At 56.6% G+C, this 15,397-nt stretch carries 13 protein-coding genes; 4 read left to right on the top strand and 9 right to left on the bottom strand.

What is annotated here, in order from left to right; all coding sequences use genetic code 11:
* Nucleotides 1-136: 136 nt before the first annotated feature.
* On the top strand, nt 137-1,060 hold the full coding sequence (locus AC1UKS_RS10775; RefSeq protein WP_482436806.1) for a TIM barrel protein: 924 nt from the start codon (nt 137-139) through the stop codon (nt 1,058-1,060).
* A gap of 13 nt (nt 1,061-1,073) precedes the next feature.
* A complete protein-coding gene (locus AC1UKS_RS10770) occupies nt 1,074-1,898 on the top strand; it encodes a sugar phosphate isomerase/epimerase family protein (protein WP_482436804.1) in 825 nt (274 codons plus the stop codon).
* A 58-nt stretch (nt 1,899-1,956) separates the two neighbouring features.
* Here the strand turns inward: AC1UKS_RS10770 and AC1UKS_RS10765 are convergent, their stop codons facing one another.
* From AC1UKS_RS10765 to AC1UKS_RS10750, 4 genes are all read right to left on the bottom strand, one after another.
* Entirely contained in the window at nt 1,957-2,985 is a 1,029-nt protein-coding gene (locus AC1UKS_RS10765; protein WP_482436803.1) for a LacI family DNA-binding transcriptional regulator, read from the bottom strand.
* 30 nt (nt 2,986-3,015) lie between these two features.
* Nucleotides 3,016-3,435, bottom strand: coding sequence for a hypothetical protein (locus AC1UKS_RS10760; RefSeq protein ID WP_482436802.1), 420 nt, complete (start codon nt 3,433-3,435; stop codon nt 3,016-3,018).
* A 61-nt stretch (nt 3,436-3,496) separates the two neighbouring features.
* A complete protein-coding gene (locus tag AC1UKS_RS10755) occupies nt 3,497-3,943 on the bottom strand; it encodes a DUF441 domain-containing protein (protein ID WP_013202285.1) in 447 nt (148 codons plus the stop codon).
* 97 nt (nt 3,944-4,040) lie between these two features.
* Nucleotides 4,041-4,676 (bottom strand): hypothetical protein, encoded by a 636-nt coding sequence (locus AC1UKS_RS10750; RefSeq protein WP_482436801.1) that lies wholly within the window; start codon nt 4,674-4,676, stop codon nt 4,041-4,043.
* A gap of 251 nt (nt 4,677-4,927) precedes the next feature.
* Here AC1UKS_RS10750 and hpxO point away from each other — a divergent pair, with 251 nt between their 5' ends.
* Nucleotides 4,928-6,085: an FAD-dependent urate hydroxylase HpxO gene (hpxO, locus tag AC1UKS_RS10745; protein ID WP_265910567.1), complete on the top strand. Its 1,158-nt coding sequence runs from the start codon at nt 4,928-4,930 to the stop codon at nt 6,083-6,085.
* A gap of 82 nt (nt 6,086-6,167) precedes the next feature.
* On the opposite strand, the gene dcp is transcribed toward hpxO, so the two are convergent.
* Genes dcp through guaD form a run of 5 tightly spaced genes read right to left on the bottom strand, consistent with a single transcriptional unit; the run spans nt 6,168 to nt 14,171 of the window.
* A complete protein-coding gene (gene dcp, locus AC1UKS_RS10740; RefSeq protein ID WP_482436799.1) occupies nt 6,168-8,213 on the bottom strand; it encodes a peptidyl-dipeptidase Dcp in 2,046 nt (681 codons plus the stop codon).
* 59 nt (nt 8,214-8,272) lie between these two features.
* Nucleotides 8,273-9,052 carry a xanthine dehydrogenase accessory protein XdhC gene (gene xdhC / locus AC1UKS_RS10735; protein WP_482436798.1) on the bottom strand — a complete coding sequence of 260 codons (780 nt, stop codon included), beginning with the start codon at nt 9,050-9,052 and terminating at the stop codon, nt 8,273-8,275.
* On the bottom strand, nt 9,042-11,408 hold the full coding sequence (xdhB, locus tag AC1UKS_RS10730; RefSeq protein ID WP_482436797.1) for a xanthine dehydrogenase molybdopterin binding subunit: 2,367 nt from the start codon (nt 11,406-11,408) through the stop codon (nt 9,042-9,044). Before xdhB ends, xdhC begins: the two co-directional genes overlap by 11 nt.
* Nucleotides 11,398-12,843, bottom strand: a complete 1,446-nt coding sequence (gene xdhA, locus AC1UKS_RS10725) for a xanthine dehydrogenase small subunit (protein ID WP_482436796.1) — start codon at nt 12,841-12,843, stop codon at nt 11,398-11,400. The genes xdhB and xdhA overlap by 11 nt, the downstream gene beginning before the upstream one ends.
* Nucleotides 12,840-14,171: a guanine deaminase gene (gene guaD, locus AC1UKS_RS10720; protein WP_482436795.1), complete on the bottom strand. Its 1,332-nt coding sequence runs from the start codon at nt 14,169-14,171 to the stop codon at nt 12,840-12,842. The genes xdhA and guaD overlap by 4 nt, the downstream gene beginning before the upstream one ends.
* Before the next feature lie 406 nt (nt 14,172-14,577).
* On the opposite strand from guaD, the gene ydfG reads away from it, so the two are divergent.
* Nucleotides 14,578-15,324 carry a bifunctional NADP-dependent 3-hydroxy acid dehydrogenase/3-hydroxypropionate dehydrogenase YdfG gene (gene ydfG / locus AC1UKS_RS10715; RefSeq protein WP_482436794.1) on the top strand — a complete coding sequence of 249 codons (747 nt, stop codon included), beginning with the start codon at nt 14,578-14,580 and terminating at the stop codon, nt 15,322-15,324.
* Nucleotides 15,325-15,397: the final 73 nt, after the last annotated feature.

Genomic DNA, 15,397 nt, shown 5'->3' with positions numbered 1-15,397 from the left:
TCAAACTATCATCATAACCTATCAAGTTATGACGAACTTCAAAGAATTAATATTTCATTTATTCTTTAAATGGAATATTGATACCTTATCAAATAGGCTCGTTTCATTAAGACTCTTTTCCTTACAGGACAGAATAATGACACGAACCTATTCAATCGCTAATGCACCCTGCAGCTGGGGCGTCGACGATCCTAAAAACCCGTTCCTGCCACCATGGGAAAAAGTGCTGACCGAAGCCCGTGAAGCAGGTTACCGCAGTATCGAACTCGGTCCGTGGGGCTACCTTCCAACCGATCCTGTCGCCCTCAAACAGGCGCTGGAAAGCCATCAGCTATCGCTGGTCGCCGGTACGCTGTTTGATGACCTGATGTCAGAGGCCAACTTTAGCAAGATGGTGGAACTGACCCATGCCATCTGCGCCAATTTGCAAAAGGTTCCGGTCAGCAGTGCGGATAGCGACGTGCCACCGCCTTACCTGGTGATCATCGACTTTGGCGACGCAGATCGTGCCCGCTGTGCCGGCCAGTCGGATCGGGCCAAACGCCTGCCGGAAGCCGACTGGCAGAGAATGGTCTCCCATATCCGCGAGCTAAGCCGCATTGCCTGGCAGGAATATGGCGTGCGTCCGGTGATCCACCCCCATGCGGGCGGCTTTATCGAGTTTGGTGATGAAATCGATCGTATCGCCAGTGATATCCCGGCGGCCGAAGCGGGACTGTGCCTCGATACCGGCCACCTCTATTACGCCGGATTGGATCCGGTGAGCTGGTTACGAAAATATGCCGACCGCATCGACTATCTGCACTTTAAGGATGTGAATAAAGCGGTGTTTGAAACCGCCATCAACCAGCAGCAGGATTTCTTCAGTGCCTGTGCTGCGGGCGTGATGTGTCCTCTGGGGCGTGGAGATGTCGATTACCCAGCGGTGCGAGCGCTGCTCACCGAACTGGACTGGAAAGGTTGGATCACTATTGAGCAGGAGCGCGATCCGCGCGACGTGGCGGGCAGCTTAAAAGATGTCACCGCCAGCCTGCACTACCTGCGCAGCGTCGGTTTCTGATAAGGAGTCCAGAATGAAAAAGGCTTTACACGGTGTTTCGGTGTTGCACAGCAATGCGGTGACACAACTGCGCATCGCGCATGAAACCGGCTTTACCGCCCTTGAGCTGCTACCAGAACATCTGTTCCGTTATCTGGAGCATGGCGGCACGCTGGAACGTTATAAAGCGTTGATGCGCCAGTATGAGATCGAGATTAGCTGCATGAATGCGCTGAAAGGCATTGGTTGTCATCAGCCGGAAGCGCAGCAACAGATGCTGGTGCAGGCGGAGAAAATTTGCCATGCCGCTCAGCAGCTGGGCTGTCCGGTGGTGCAGATTATGGCGCTGAATGAAATCGACAACCTTTCTGCCGATCGGCGCAGTCAGGTGCTGACTGAGAATATCAGCCGCATTGCCAAAATTGGTCAGCGCTATGGCATCAAATTTCAAATTGAGGTGGTGGCGTTTACGCCCTTTAACAGCCTGAAACAGGGGCTGGCGATCATAGAGGCGGTTGGCGCGGATAATGTTGGTGTGGTGATCGACTTCTGGCACCTGTATGCCGGTGGCGATACCCATCCGCACGAAGTGGCCGCGCTGGATCCGGCGTTGATCTACGGCGTGCATTTTTGCGATGGACGCCGTTTGATGCCTGATGAGAAATGGGATGAACGGGTGCAGCGCGATTATCAGCCGGGAGAAGGTGACGTTGATCTGGCCAGTTGGGTGGCCGCGGTGAAAGCCAGCGGATATGACGGCGTTTGGTGTCCCGAACTGCTTAGCCCTACCCACTGGGAAGATGATTTGTGGCAGATAGCCCGGGATTCAATGAGCAGCCTCGACGCCTGGACCCGCTAAATGTGTCAGCGCACCGCCACGGCCAGCCCCGGTCGTGCCGGTGTCTGACTTTGACTCCTCAGAAGTTTTCTAAGGTCATCAGTTCAAACGGCAGATAGCGTTGCTGATTGCCGCGCGCCTGGCTGACAAAATCCTCCGCGATCGCTTCGGTGATCCCCGCTGCCAGCGTTGCCATCCGGTGCCAGATAAACACCTCAACCACCCCCTCCAGTAACGCGCGCTGTGCGCTGGCAATCGGTCCATGGCACACCACGGTCAGCAACCGGTGAGTGCGTTGCTTTTCCGCCAGCAAGGCGTTAACCACCCCTTCCACGCCGCCGCTGGGCACATACAGCGCCACCAGATCGGGATGGTTCGCCAGCAGCTCGCGCGTAGCCTGTTCAGCCAGGCGATCGTCTTCATGGCAACGCAGCGGTTCCAGAATCGTGAACCCGCTGGTTTTTTCACGGAAATAGGAGCGGAAACTGATCTCGGAGGTTTCCTGACAGAGAAAGCGGTGATCGCCCAGCAATATGCCAATCTTGCCCGGCTGTCTGCACAAACGGGATAGCGCCCAGGCCGCGGTACGCCCCGCCTTACGGTTATCGAGCCCGATGTAACCGGCGCAGCCACTGGCCGTCAGTTCGCTGAACAGGCTGTATACGCGGACACCCTTCTCCCGGGCCACACTGATGGCCTGATTCACCAGCGGATGATCGATGGCCACCAGACCAATCACATCAACCCGGTCGCTCAGGGCAACAATGGTCGCGGCAATCGCTTCAGTGGCATTGACGTTGAGGAAGATCAGTTCGGGATCGTTGGCGAGCTGAGCACAGCGCGCAGTATGCAGCAGCAGCTGTTCACTGAACTCACGGTAAAAAACCGCCCCGGAGTCGAGCAAAATATAAGTGGCGCGGCAGGATGGTGAGGGATCTGCAGAGAGGCTGATTTTGTCAGAGATAAAACCCAGCGTTCGGGCTGCCGCCAGCACGCGTTGACGGGTTGCGGCTTTGACGGGTGCCCGTTGATTGATCACCCGATCGACCGTTGCCACACCCACGCCGGCTTCTCTGGCAATATCAGTCATTGTCGGAGTTGAAGCCATGACCTGTTGCCCCTCTACGGATGGGTGATTTTATTCAGCCTGAGCGGCAGCAACGGCTGCGGCATACTGCGTTTTGAACGCCTCATTGTCTTCTGTCAGACGAATAGCGGCTTCGATCATTTCGTTCTGCATCAGTGAGGTTTGACCGCTGGTGCGCCAGTGGATATACAGTACGCACAGTGCGCCCACCTGCAACATGTCTTCTTCACTGCTGCCGTTGCCTTCAAAGCCGTACTCTTCATCCGACCAGCGATAAACGTCGGCAACAAACGGCATCTCACCGTTCTCATCCAGCGGCGGCAGCGTGGCAAACAGTTCCAGCATCTCAGGCGTGGCGATATAGCTCTGGCGGCCGACGGCATCCAACTGCTTGCCGCGCGAACGCTTGTTATTAGCCTGTTTCGCTTTGGTTTTGGCGCGTTTCGCACGCTTGTCTTGTTTATTACTCACCGGTCGTTTCTCGCATCTAAAAAAGAGCGCAATGATAGCAGACCGTCCGCCGGGACGCTGGCTACATTTTGCCGATAAATAATGAAACCAGACCTGCGGCGATTAACGGACCAACCGGCACGCCCCGGAACAGCGATACGCCAATGATGGTGCCGATCAGTAAACCGCCAACCACGCTTGGCTGGCTGCTCATCAGCGTGACGCCACGGCCGCCCACCCAGGAAACAAAGATCCCGATAGCGATAGCCAGCAGGGATTTCCAGTGCAGGAACGAATGCATCAACGTGGTGCTGGGGATGGTGCCGCTGGCAATCGGTGCCATCACGCCGATGGTCAGAATGATGATCCCCACCGTCACGCCCTGTTTTTCAATCCACGGAAAGAAGGTGTTCAGCGGCGTCATACGCACAATAATCAGCACCAGCAGCGCAATCGCCACCGTAAGGTTGTTACTAAAATAGCTGAGACCGGCCAGAACCAGCAAAATGAAGAGCGTCAGATCGAACATAAAAAATCCCTGTAGTAAGGCGTAACCTGTTGTGCCGTCAGCATAAAACACTTTCCGGCTCAGGTTGAGACTTTTTTAACGTTTCATTAACTTTGTTTCACAGCAGGATTTCGATAGCGGCCTGCAGACAGACCTGTGGCCCGGTCAGCACCGCCAGCGTGCTGTTGATATATTTCTCCGCCCCGGCCATAGAGGCCTGTGCCAGCACGATGCAGCCCAGCGAACATTCGGGGCGCTGCTGAATATAGTGGGCAATTTCGCGATGATAGCCTTCAATATCGTCATGGTTAAAGTAAGCCCAGGCGCGCGGGATCAGCTCAACGGCCAGACGCTCGCCGGGAATAAAGGCCTCGAAAAGTTGCCTGGTGTCTTCCAGCGTACTGTGCGCGGTGCAGAGCACCAGAATCGAGCCGTGATAGCGGGAGGCGACTTTAGCCAGCGTAGCATCCACGCGCAATACCGGCTTGCTGAACTGCTTTGCATCCCAGGCCACCACGCCCAGCGTGGTGCAGGTGACGATCACCGCATCGGCATGCTCGCACAGTTCCTCAATGGCCAGTCGCGTGGCGGCGGCGATGGCAGGTGTCACCTCATTAGCTTCCACCGCCTGTTCAAATAATTCCACCTCAACCCGGTGTAGCAGTTGAATATCACCAAAATCCAGCGAACGCAGAGCGGTTTCAAATACGTCGATGTTACTTCGTGCGGCATGCAGGCAGGCAATAATAGCCATGGGAGTTTCTCCGGGAGAGGGTTGCCATTACTGTGACAAAGATCGCCGAATTTGCCAACGTTTCATGCGGCATAATTGCAAACGTTTCACCCGCAACTCACCATCATGGTGCAATGCATCACAATAATGCAGGATTGCAGCGAAACTATCGTTTCACTTCTGCAAAAATCCGCCGCTGACGCCACCTGAGCGGTCATAAGAAATTGGTATAGAAATTGCTTAATAAATCTTATGACAGAAAGGAGAGACAGATGAAAGCGATTATCATTGGTGCCGGCATAGGCGGCATGTGCACAGCGATTGCCCTGGGCCGTTTTGGCATTGAGGCAGAGGTTTTTGAGGCTGTTAAAGAGATTAAGCCGGTGGGCGCTGCCATTTCAATCTGGCCGAATGGCGTTAAATGCCTGAATTTCCTTGGGATGAAAGAGCCACTGCGGATGCTGGGTGGCCCGATGCGTTCCATGGCGTATAACGACTTTCAGTCGGGCACCACGCTGACGCAGTTCAGTCTCGATCCGCTGGTGGCAGATTCCGGCGAACGCCCCTATCCGGTCGCCCGCGCCGAGTTGCAGGCGATGCTGCTGGACACTTGGGGTCGTGAAAAAGTCCAGTTTGGCAAACGCGTCGCCCGCGTGGAGCAGGATGAAAACGGCGTTACCGCCTGGTTTGAAGATGGCAGCGAAGCCCATGGCGACCTGCTGATCGCCTGTGACGGCACCCACTCGGTGGTGCGTAAATACGTGCTGGGCCGCACCGTTGAGCGGCGCTATGCCGGCTACGTCAACTGGAACGGGCTGGTGGATATTGATGAAAGCATTGCGCCGGCTGAGCAGTGGACAACCTTTGTTGGTGAAGGTAAACGCGTGTCGCTGATGCCGGTGGCCAATAACCGTTTCTACTTCTTCTTTGACGTGCCGCTACCGGCGGGATTAGCGGAAGATCGCAGCAGCGTGCGTGACGATCTCAGCCGCTACTTCAGCGGTTGGGCAGCGCCGGTGCAAAAACTGATTGGGCAGATTAACCCGGAAACCACTAACCGCGTGGAGATCCACGATATCGATCCGTTCCCGGAGCTGGTTAAAGGTCGTGTGGCGTTGCTGGGTGATGCGGCTCACAGCACCACGCCGGATATCGGTCAGGGCGGCTGTGCGGCGATGGAAGATGCGGTGGTGCTGGCGAATTGCCTGCAAACGAACGCATTAGGCATTGAAGACGCGCTGCTGCGCTATCAGTTTAAGCGTGCGGATCGGGTCAAAGATCTGGTGCTGAAAGCCCGCAAACGCTGCGACGTGACCCACGGTAAAGAGATGGACGTCACGCAACAGTGGTACGACGATCTGAAGAGCGAAACCGGTGAGCGCATTATCCATGGCATGTGCGACACCATTCAGGGTGGTCCGCTGGCCTGATAATAAAAAGGGGCGGCAAGGGAGAAACCATCCTCAGACTGTGAGAGCCGTTTCCCCTTCCCGCCCCGGTTAAACGCCGCTATCAGGCTTCTTTCAGGCCGCGATTAATCAGCATCGGTTCAATTACCGGATCCTGCCCGCGCCAGTCAGCATACAGCTGCTTCAAATCTTCGCTGTTACCTTTCGACAGGATCTTCTCACGGAAGATCTGACCGTTTTCTGCGGTTAATCCGCCCTGCTCGTTAAACCATTCGAAGCCATCGTCTGCCAGCATCTGCGTCCAGATATAGGCGTAATATCCCGCGGCATAGCCATTGCCCCAGATATGCTGGAAATAGCTTGAGCGATAGCGCGGCGGAACCTGTGGCAAATTGATGTTGTCCGCCTGTAACGCCTCCTGCTCAAACGCCGCCACGTCTGCGGGCTGATCCTCCGCGCGCAGACTGTGCCAGTGGAGATCCAGCAGCGCCGCCGCCAGCAGTTCGGTCATGTCATAGCCTTTATTAAACGTGCTGGCTTTAACAATTTTGTCGCGCAGCGCCTGCGGCATCGGCTCACCGGTTTGATAATGGCGGGCGTAATGCATAAACACTTTTTCATTGCTGGCCCAGTGTTCATTAATCTGTGACGGGAACTCGACGAAGTCCCGTGGCGTATTGGTGCCGGACAGCGTTGGATAAGTCTGTTCAGCAAACAGACCATGCAGCGTATGGCCAAATTCGTGGAACAGTGTGATCACATCATCCCAGGCGATCAGCGCCGGTTGACCTTCGGCCGGTTTGCTGTAGTTGCAGACGTTGTAAATCACCGGATGGGTGCCAAGCAGTTTCGACTGGTCGACAAAATTACTCATCCAGGCACCGCCGCCCTTGCTCTCGCGCTTAAAGAAGTCGGTGTAGAACAACGCCATCGGCAAACCATTGTTGTCGATAATTTCATATACGGTGACATCGGGATGCCATACCGGGATATCGTCGCGACGGGCAAAGGTGATACCAAACAGCTGGGTGGCGGCATAAAACACGCCGTTTTCCAGCACCGAGGTGACTTCAAAATAGGGCTTGATCTGGCTTTCATCGAGATCGTATTTCGCCCGACGAACCTGTTCGGCATAGAACAACCAGTCACAGGGCTCAAGCGCAAACCCGCCCTGCTGTTGGTCAATCACCGCCTGGATATCGGCCGCTTCGCGTTTGGCGCGCGCGGTGGCAGCGGGCACGATTGCCCGCATAAACGCCAGCGCGGCGTCCGGGGTTTTCGCCATCTGATCCTGCAACTTCCATTCGGCAAAACTACTGAAACCGAGCAGCTGCGCCTGTTGCGCGCGGACCGAGGCCAGTTTGACGATCGGTTCGCGGGTGTCATTCGCATCGCCTTTCTCGGTACGACGCCAGGCAAGATCGAATAATTTTTCGCGGGTTTGACGATCGCTCAAATCCTGTAAGACCGGCTGTTGTGTAGTGTTTTGCAACGCCAGCCACCATTGTCCCTGCAGGCCGCGTTCTGCGGCGGCCTGGGCTGCCACGGTCAGCTCGGCCTCGCTTAACCCGGCAAGGGAATCGGCGCTGCTGAGGCGTAGGCCACTGGCTTTGGTGCCGGCCAGCAGGCGATTGGTGAACTGGGTGCTCAAGGTGGCGGATTGTTGATTAAGGGCTTTTAGCGCGGTTTTTTGATCGTCGCTGAGGCTGGCACCGGCCAGCTGGAAGGTCTGCCAGACCACCTCGACCAGCCTGAGCGCTTCGGCTGGCAGCTCCAGCGATTCCCGCTGCTGATAAACGCTGTCCAGGCGGGCAAACAGCGTGCTGTTCAGCCGGATTTCATCATTCAGCGCGGCAAGCCGTGGCGACATCTCTTCGTCCAGCGCCTGTAAGGTGGCGTTGGTGTTGGCGGAGGTCATCGCGCCAAAGACATTCTCGACGCGGCGCAGCATCAGCCCGCACTTTTCCAGCGCTTCATAGGTATTTTCGAAGCTCGGTGCGTCGGGGTTTTCGGCAATCTGCTGCACTTCCGCACGCTTTTCGGCCATTGCCTGTTCCAGTGCGGGACGGTAGTCGGCATCGGAAATGCGATCGAACGGCGGTGCCTGATAAGGCAGTGTACTTGGCTGACTGAACGGATTGGCTTGCATCGCAGATCTCCTGGTCATGGGTGACCTTCAGCATAGGCGGTTAATCCGCCTAAGCCAACTCAATCAGCATCAGCCCGTTGATAAGTGGCAATAATTTCTCCCGCCACCGCCACGGCAATCTCCGCCGGCAGTTTGCCGGTAATATCCGGCAGGCCAATCGGGCAGCGCATGCTGTCCAGCTGCTGCCGGGTGAAGCCTTTACCTTCAAGGCGATAGTCGAAACGCTGACGCTTGGTTTGCGATCCAATCACGCCAAAATAACGATAATCGCCGCGCTTGAGGATCGCTTCACACAGTTCTAAATCGCGCGGATGATGATGGGTCATCACCACAAAATAGCTGTCTGGCGGCATCAAATCCACCTGCTCGGTGGGATCGTCAAGGCAGCAAACCGTCACTCCTGGTGGCACGCTGGAAAACTGTTCGCGGCGTTCATCCACCCAGAATACGTTACAGGGTAACGTCGCCAGCAAATTCACCAGCGCCTGACCGACGTGCCCGGCACCGAACACCACGATTTGCGGCTGGATCTGCAGCAACGGCTCAAACAGCACGGTGGTCATGCCGCCGCAGCACTGGCCCAACTTGGCGCCAAGATTGAAGTGCTCGCTGTAGGGCTGCGACTGCCTGGCGATTAACATCTCTCTGGCGGCGGCGACGCACTTAAATTCCAGATGGCCACCGCCAATGGTCAGCCAGGTTTTGCTGGCAGACACCACCATTTTGCTGCCGCGATCGCGCGGCACTGAGCCTTTTTCGTCCAGAACGGTGAGCAGCACGCAGGGTTCGCGCCGCTCATGCAGCTGAGCCAATACCATAATCCAGTCATCAGTGCGCATCGGTCACCCCGGCTTTGAGCTTATCCGCGCCCCAGAACACCCTTTCCGGCGTCGCGGGCGCATCCAGCAGCGGATGTTGCTGGTAGTTGCTGACGCTGGATACCGCATCCTGCAAGGCGCACCAGGCCGCAATACCCAGCATAAACGGCGGTTCACCCACGGCTTTCGAATGGAACACCGTATCTTTTGGGTTCTTACGGTTTTCTACCAGCGTCACCCGCATATCTGCCGGCACGTCGCCAATGGCGGGAATTTTGTAGCTCGCCGGGCCATCGGTCATTAAGCGCCCTTTGTCGTTCCACACCAGCTCTTCGCAGGTCAGCCAGCCAACGCCCTGCACAAAACCGCCTTCCACCTGACCGATGTCGATCGCCGGGTTCAGCGACGCGCCAACGTCATGCAGAATGTCCGCCCGCAGCAGGCGATATTCCCCGGTAAGGGTGTCGATAATCACCTCGGCGCAGGCCGCACCATAGGCGAAGTAATAGAACGGCGTGCCGCGCCCGGCCTGGCGATCGTAATGAATGCCCGGCACCTTGTAATAGCCGGTTGCCGACAGCGGCACCTGGTTAAACCACGCCATTTGCGCCACGTCCGGGAAGGTGAAATGCTGGTCTTTCACCCGCACGATGCCGTTGCTGAATGTCACCTCTTCGGCGCTGCAGCCGTGTAGCTTGCACAGCATTTCGGTCAGGCGGTCACGCAGGATTTCCGCCGCATTTTGCGCCGCTTTACCGTTGAGATCGGTGCCGCTCGAGGCTGCCGTCGGTGAGGTGTTCGGCACTTTACCGGTATCGGTAGCGGTGATCTGAATCTGATCGACGTCGATCTGCAGCACTTCCGCGACAATCTGCGCCACCTTGGTGTTTAACCCCTGGCCCATCTCGGTTCCGCCATGGTTTAACTGCACGGTGCCGTCGGTGTAGATCAGGATCAGTGCGCCCGCCTGGTTGAGGAAGCTTGAGGTAAAGGAGATGCCGAATTTGACCGGCGTCAGCGCCAGCCCGCGTTTCAGATACGGGCTGGACGCATTGAAGGCGCGGATCTCTTCCCGCCGCTGGGCATAAGACGCACTGACTTCCAGCTGTTCAGTCATTTCCGCCATCAGATTGTCTTCAACCTTCTGGTGATAATGGGTGATATTGCGCTCTTCCTTGCCGTAATAGTTGCGCTTACGCACTTCAAGCGGGTCCAGTTTCAGTTCACGGGCGATGTGATCCATGATCTGTTCAATCGCCACCATGCCCTGCGGACCGCCGAAGCCGCGATAGGCGGTGTTCGACGCGATATTGGTCCGGCAGCGATAGCCAGTCACCAGCGCATCGCCGAGATAATAGGCGTTGTCCGCATGGAACATCGCACGATCGATAATCGAGCCGGACAGGTCGAGCGAATAGCCGCAGTTTCCGGCCAGATCGATTTTCACGCCGCAGAATCGTCCGGTTTCATCCACGCCGATGTCATAGCGCACGTAGAAAGGATGGCGCTTGCCGGTCATGCGCATATCATCGCGCCGCGCCAGGCGCATTTTCACCGGACGATTGGTCATCCTCGCCGCCACGGCACACAAACAGGCCACGCCCGCTGCCTGAGTCTCTTTGCCGCCGAAGCCGCCACCCATGCGGCGCATATCAATGGTGACTTTGTTCATGGTGATGCCCATCACCGAGGCCACCAGCTTCTGTACTTCCGTCGGGTTTTGCGTGGAAGAAAAGACCTGCAGCGAGTTGTCCTCACCGGGAATGACCATCGCCACCTGCGTCTCGAGGTAGAAATGTTCCTGGCCACCGATATGGAATTCACCCTGTAAACGGTGAGCGGCACGCGCCAGCGCGGCCTGCGCATCACCACGCTGATGCACATGCGGTTGTTGGACAAAGTGGTGCTTTTCCAGCGCTTCCTTGACATCGAGCATGGGCGTCAGCACCTCGTACTCGATGATGGCGGCTTCGGCGGCCTGGCGCGCCGCGTCGGGCGTTTCAGCCGCCACGGCAAGCACCACCTGACCGGCGTACTCCACCACCTCCTTCGCCAGCAGCGGATCGCCCGGCTCCAGTGGGCCGATATCCAGCTCGCCCGGCACCTGATGCCAGGTTAACACCTGCACCACGCCAGGAATGGCGTAGCAGGGTTCAACGTTGATATGCAGAATGCGCGCATGGGCGTGTTCACTCAGCCGTGGGCAGAGATGCAGCATGCCCGGCAGCTCAAGCTTGTCATCGATGTACAGGGCTTCACCGGAGACATGTTTATCGGCGCTTTCGTGCTTGTTACTTTTGCCCACGCCGCTCTGGATCCCTTCCCGGTATTGCCGGGCAATCACGTCTTCTGCCACTACCGGTCGATTATGAGACATAGCGCGATACCTCCAACAACGTCAGCTCACCCGAACGGGAAGCATAGAAACGGCGTAATAAGTTTTTGGCGATTTGCAGACGGTAATCCGCACTGGCGCGGAAATCGCTCAGCGGTTTAAAGTCCTGCTCAAGGGCGGCGCAGGCCTGTTCGATTGACGTCAGCGTCAGCGGTTTACCGGTCAGCAGCTGTTCGCTATGGCTGGCGCGTTTGGCAATTTCGGCCATGCCGCCAAAGGCGATGCGTGCTTCGGTCACCACGCCGCTGCTGTCGGTGTCGACCAGCAGCGCGGCGAATACCGCCGAGATATCATCTTCCAATCGTTTGGAGACTTTCCATGCGGCGAAGGTTTGTGACGGCGTCACTTTTGGAATGACGATCGCGCGGATAAACTCCCCTTCCTGTAAGGCGGTTTTGCGATAGGAAAGGAAGAACTCGTTGAGCGGCAGACGACGTACGCGCTGGCCTTGTTGCAGTTCCAGCGAGGCATTCAGCGCCAGTAACATCGGCGGCGTATCACCGATCGGCGAACCGTTGGCGATGTTGCCGCCCAGCGTGCCCTGATGGCGGATCTGCAATGAGGCAAACCGCTCCAGCATCTCGGAGAACGGCGGAATGTGCGCTGCCAGCAGCTGATAGCAATGATGCAGAGACGCACCGGCGCCCAGCACAATCTCGTGCTCGGCTATCTGGCAGGCTTTCAGCTCATCAATCTGCTCAAGGGCAATCATTAGCGGTAACGGCTTGTAGAACTGCGTAACCTGCAACGCCAGATCGGTGCCGCCGGCCAGCAGCTTCGCCTGCGGAGACTCCAGTAGCAACTCCGCCAGCTGTGCAACGGTTTTCGGCACATAGCAGCGGTTGCCCTTGAAGGTCAGGGTTTGCAGCTCCGCGTTTTTCAGCGCGCTCAGGCGCTTCGCCGTGTCCGCACTCTGCAACTGGAAACTGTCAACTTCAGGCTGTTCGCAGGCCTGGCGCGCGGCATCGACAATCGGACGGTAGCCGGTGCAGCGGCATAAGTTGCCCGCCAGCGCCTGTTCAGCCTGCTTATGCTGCCAGCCTTCACTGTTTTTTTGCAGCGTGAACAGCGACATCACAAAACCCGGCGTGCAGAACCCGCACTGTGACGCGTGGCAATCCACCATCGCCTGCTGCACCGAATGCAGTTTATTACCCTGCTTTAAGTCCTCGACGGTGATCAGCTGTTTACCCTGCAGGCTGCTGACAAAGGTCAGGCAGCTGTTGGCGGTTTCATACACCATTTCGCCGTTTTCCACCCGGCCCAGGGTGACCGTACAGGCGCCACAGTCACCCGAGGCACAGCCTTCTTTGGTGCCGCTACGGCGTTTATTCTGACGCAGGTAGTTCAGTACGGTCAGATTGGGATCCAGCGACTCTTCGGTCACCAGCGTCTGATTCAGTAAAAATTGGATCATGCGGCTTTTACCTCACTGTGTGTCTGCCAGACGCACTGCCCGTTTACCCAGGTTGCAGCGATATTGCGATCGTCGCCCAGCGTCATCAGCACAAAGAGTTTTTCCCAGATATCTTTGCTGTTGGCATGGCGCATCTGTTGTAAGGCGGAAACCGCCGGATCCAGCACCACGAAGTCGGCTTCTTTTCCGGGACTGAAGCTGCCGATGCGGCTGTCCAGATCCAGCGCATGCGCGCCGCCCAGCGTGGCATGATAGAAGGCTTCACACGCCGCCAGCTTGTAGCGCTGAAGCTGGCCCACTTTGTAGGCCTCACCCAGCGTCTGCAGCATGCTAAAGGTGGTCCCTGCGCCGACATCGGTACCCATACCCATTTTCACCCCTTTCTGCCAGCAGGTGTTCAGGTCGAACAGGCCGCTGCCCAAAAACAGGTTTGAGGTCGGGCAAAATGCCACGGCGGAGTCGGTTTCGTGCAGGCAGTCCCACTCTTCCTCTTCCAGATGCAGGCAATGCGCAAACACGCTGCGGCGACCGGTTAGCTGATAAGCGTCGTACACATCGAGATAGTTTTTATGCGCCGGGAACAGCGACTTCACCCACGCAATTTCCTGCGGATTTTCGCTGAGGTGGGTATGCATCCAGGTATCCGGATATTCGGCCTTAAGCTGGCTGACCTTGCTCAGCAGTTCCGGCGAAGAGGTCGGCGCAAAGCGTGGCGTCAGCGCATAGCTAAGGCGACCCTTGTTGTGCCAGCGCTCAATCAGCGCACGCGTTTGTTGATAGCTCTGCTCCGGCGTTTCGGTCAGGTAATCGGGCGCATTACGATCCATCATTACCTTACCGGCAATCAGCCGCATCCCCAACCCGTCGGCGGCGGTAAACAGCGCATCGACCGACTCGGGATGCACGGTGCCAAACACCAGCGCCGTGGTGGTGCCATTGCTCAGCAGTTGGTGCAGGAAGAAGGCCGACATTTTGGCGGCGTGCTGCGGGCAATGGTACTGGCTCTCCACCGGGAAGGTGTACTGCTGCAGCCATTCCAACAGCTGCTCACCATAGGCACCGATCATTTCGGTTTGCGGGTAGTGAATATGCGTATCGACAAAACCGGGAACGATCAGCTTGCCGCGATAGTCGAGCACGGCGACGTGGTCGGCAAGCTGAAGGCGCCCTTCTTCCCACGGCTGCAGCGATACGATTTCACCGCCGTTCAGCAGCAGCAATCCATCTTCAATATAACGAGCCTGTTCGGGAAGCTGCGTCGGCGTGTCCACAACGGCAGTAATATCAAAAAAGCTTCCGCGAATAGCCTGAGTACAGGTAACTGACATAGCGATTCCTTGGGGAAAGAGTTCGACCCTTTCTTTTGTTATTGCAGGTGATGACCTTTATTTCAAATTGCAATTGTTATGCCAGATCGCAATGGTGCTATTTTTTAATTAGAATCAACAGGTTAATGAATATTTATGACAAATCGATGTCTGCCAGACGGGTAATCGTGTGCGCAACCGGTTGCTTTCCCCCGCAAACGGTTGCATCCAGGGATTATTATTTAAACGCCGCAACGATCGGCGCTGCGCGGTAAAAAGGCGCACTAAATAAAGGCAATTAGTGGATTAAGCGCACCAACAGTGTGCAGAGCGCATAAGTAAATAAATCATAACCTTTTCGTCCTTATCAGCTTACCTTTGAAATGGTAAGGTGGCTGGAATTGAAAATACCTTGAGGAACAGTGAGATGATTGTATTTGTTACTGGCGCTACCGCAGGATTCGGAGAAGATATCACCCGCCGCTTTATCGCTCAGGGGCACAAAGTGATCGCCACTGGCCGCCGTCAGGAGCGTTTACAGGCGCTGAAAGAGGAGCTGGGTGACGCTGTTTATACCCTGCAACTGGACGTGTGCAACCGTGCCGGTATTGAAGAAGCGCTGGCCAGCCTGCCCGCCGACTGGCGCAATATCGACGTGTTGGTAAACAACGCCGGTCTGGCGTTGGGCATCGAGCCGGCGCATAAAGCCAACGTCGATGACTGGGATTTGATGATCGACACCAATAACAAAGGCCTGGTGTATATGACCCGCGCGGTGTTGCCGGCCATGGTTGACCGCAATGTTGGCCACATCATCAATATCGGTTCGATTGCCGGCAGCTGGCCTTACGCCGGCGGCAACGTGTATGGCGCCACCAAAGCCTTCGTGCGTCAGTTCAGCCTGAATCTGCGCGCCGATTTGCATGGCACCGCGCTGCGCGTCACCAATATTGAACCAGGCCTGGTCGGCGGCACCGAGTTTTCTAACGTGCGCTTTAAGGGCGACGATGCCAAAGCGGACAGCGTGTATGACGGCGCGGAACCGTTAACGGCAGAAGACGTGACCGAAGCGGTATACTGGGTGGCGAATCTGCCTAAGCACGTCAATATCAATACGCTGGAGATGATGCCAGTCGGTCAGACGCTGGCAGGTTTGAAGGTGCACAAGGCGTAACGTGACAGGGAGCGCAAACGCTCGCGCGGTAACGATCAAAACAGGCTGCCATTGCAGCCTGTTTTCATTTACC

It is taken from the genome of Erwinia sp. AK-PDG3-5 (assembly GCF_056821705.1).
This window is presented reverse-complemented; position numbering and strand designations above follow the sequence as displayed.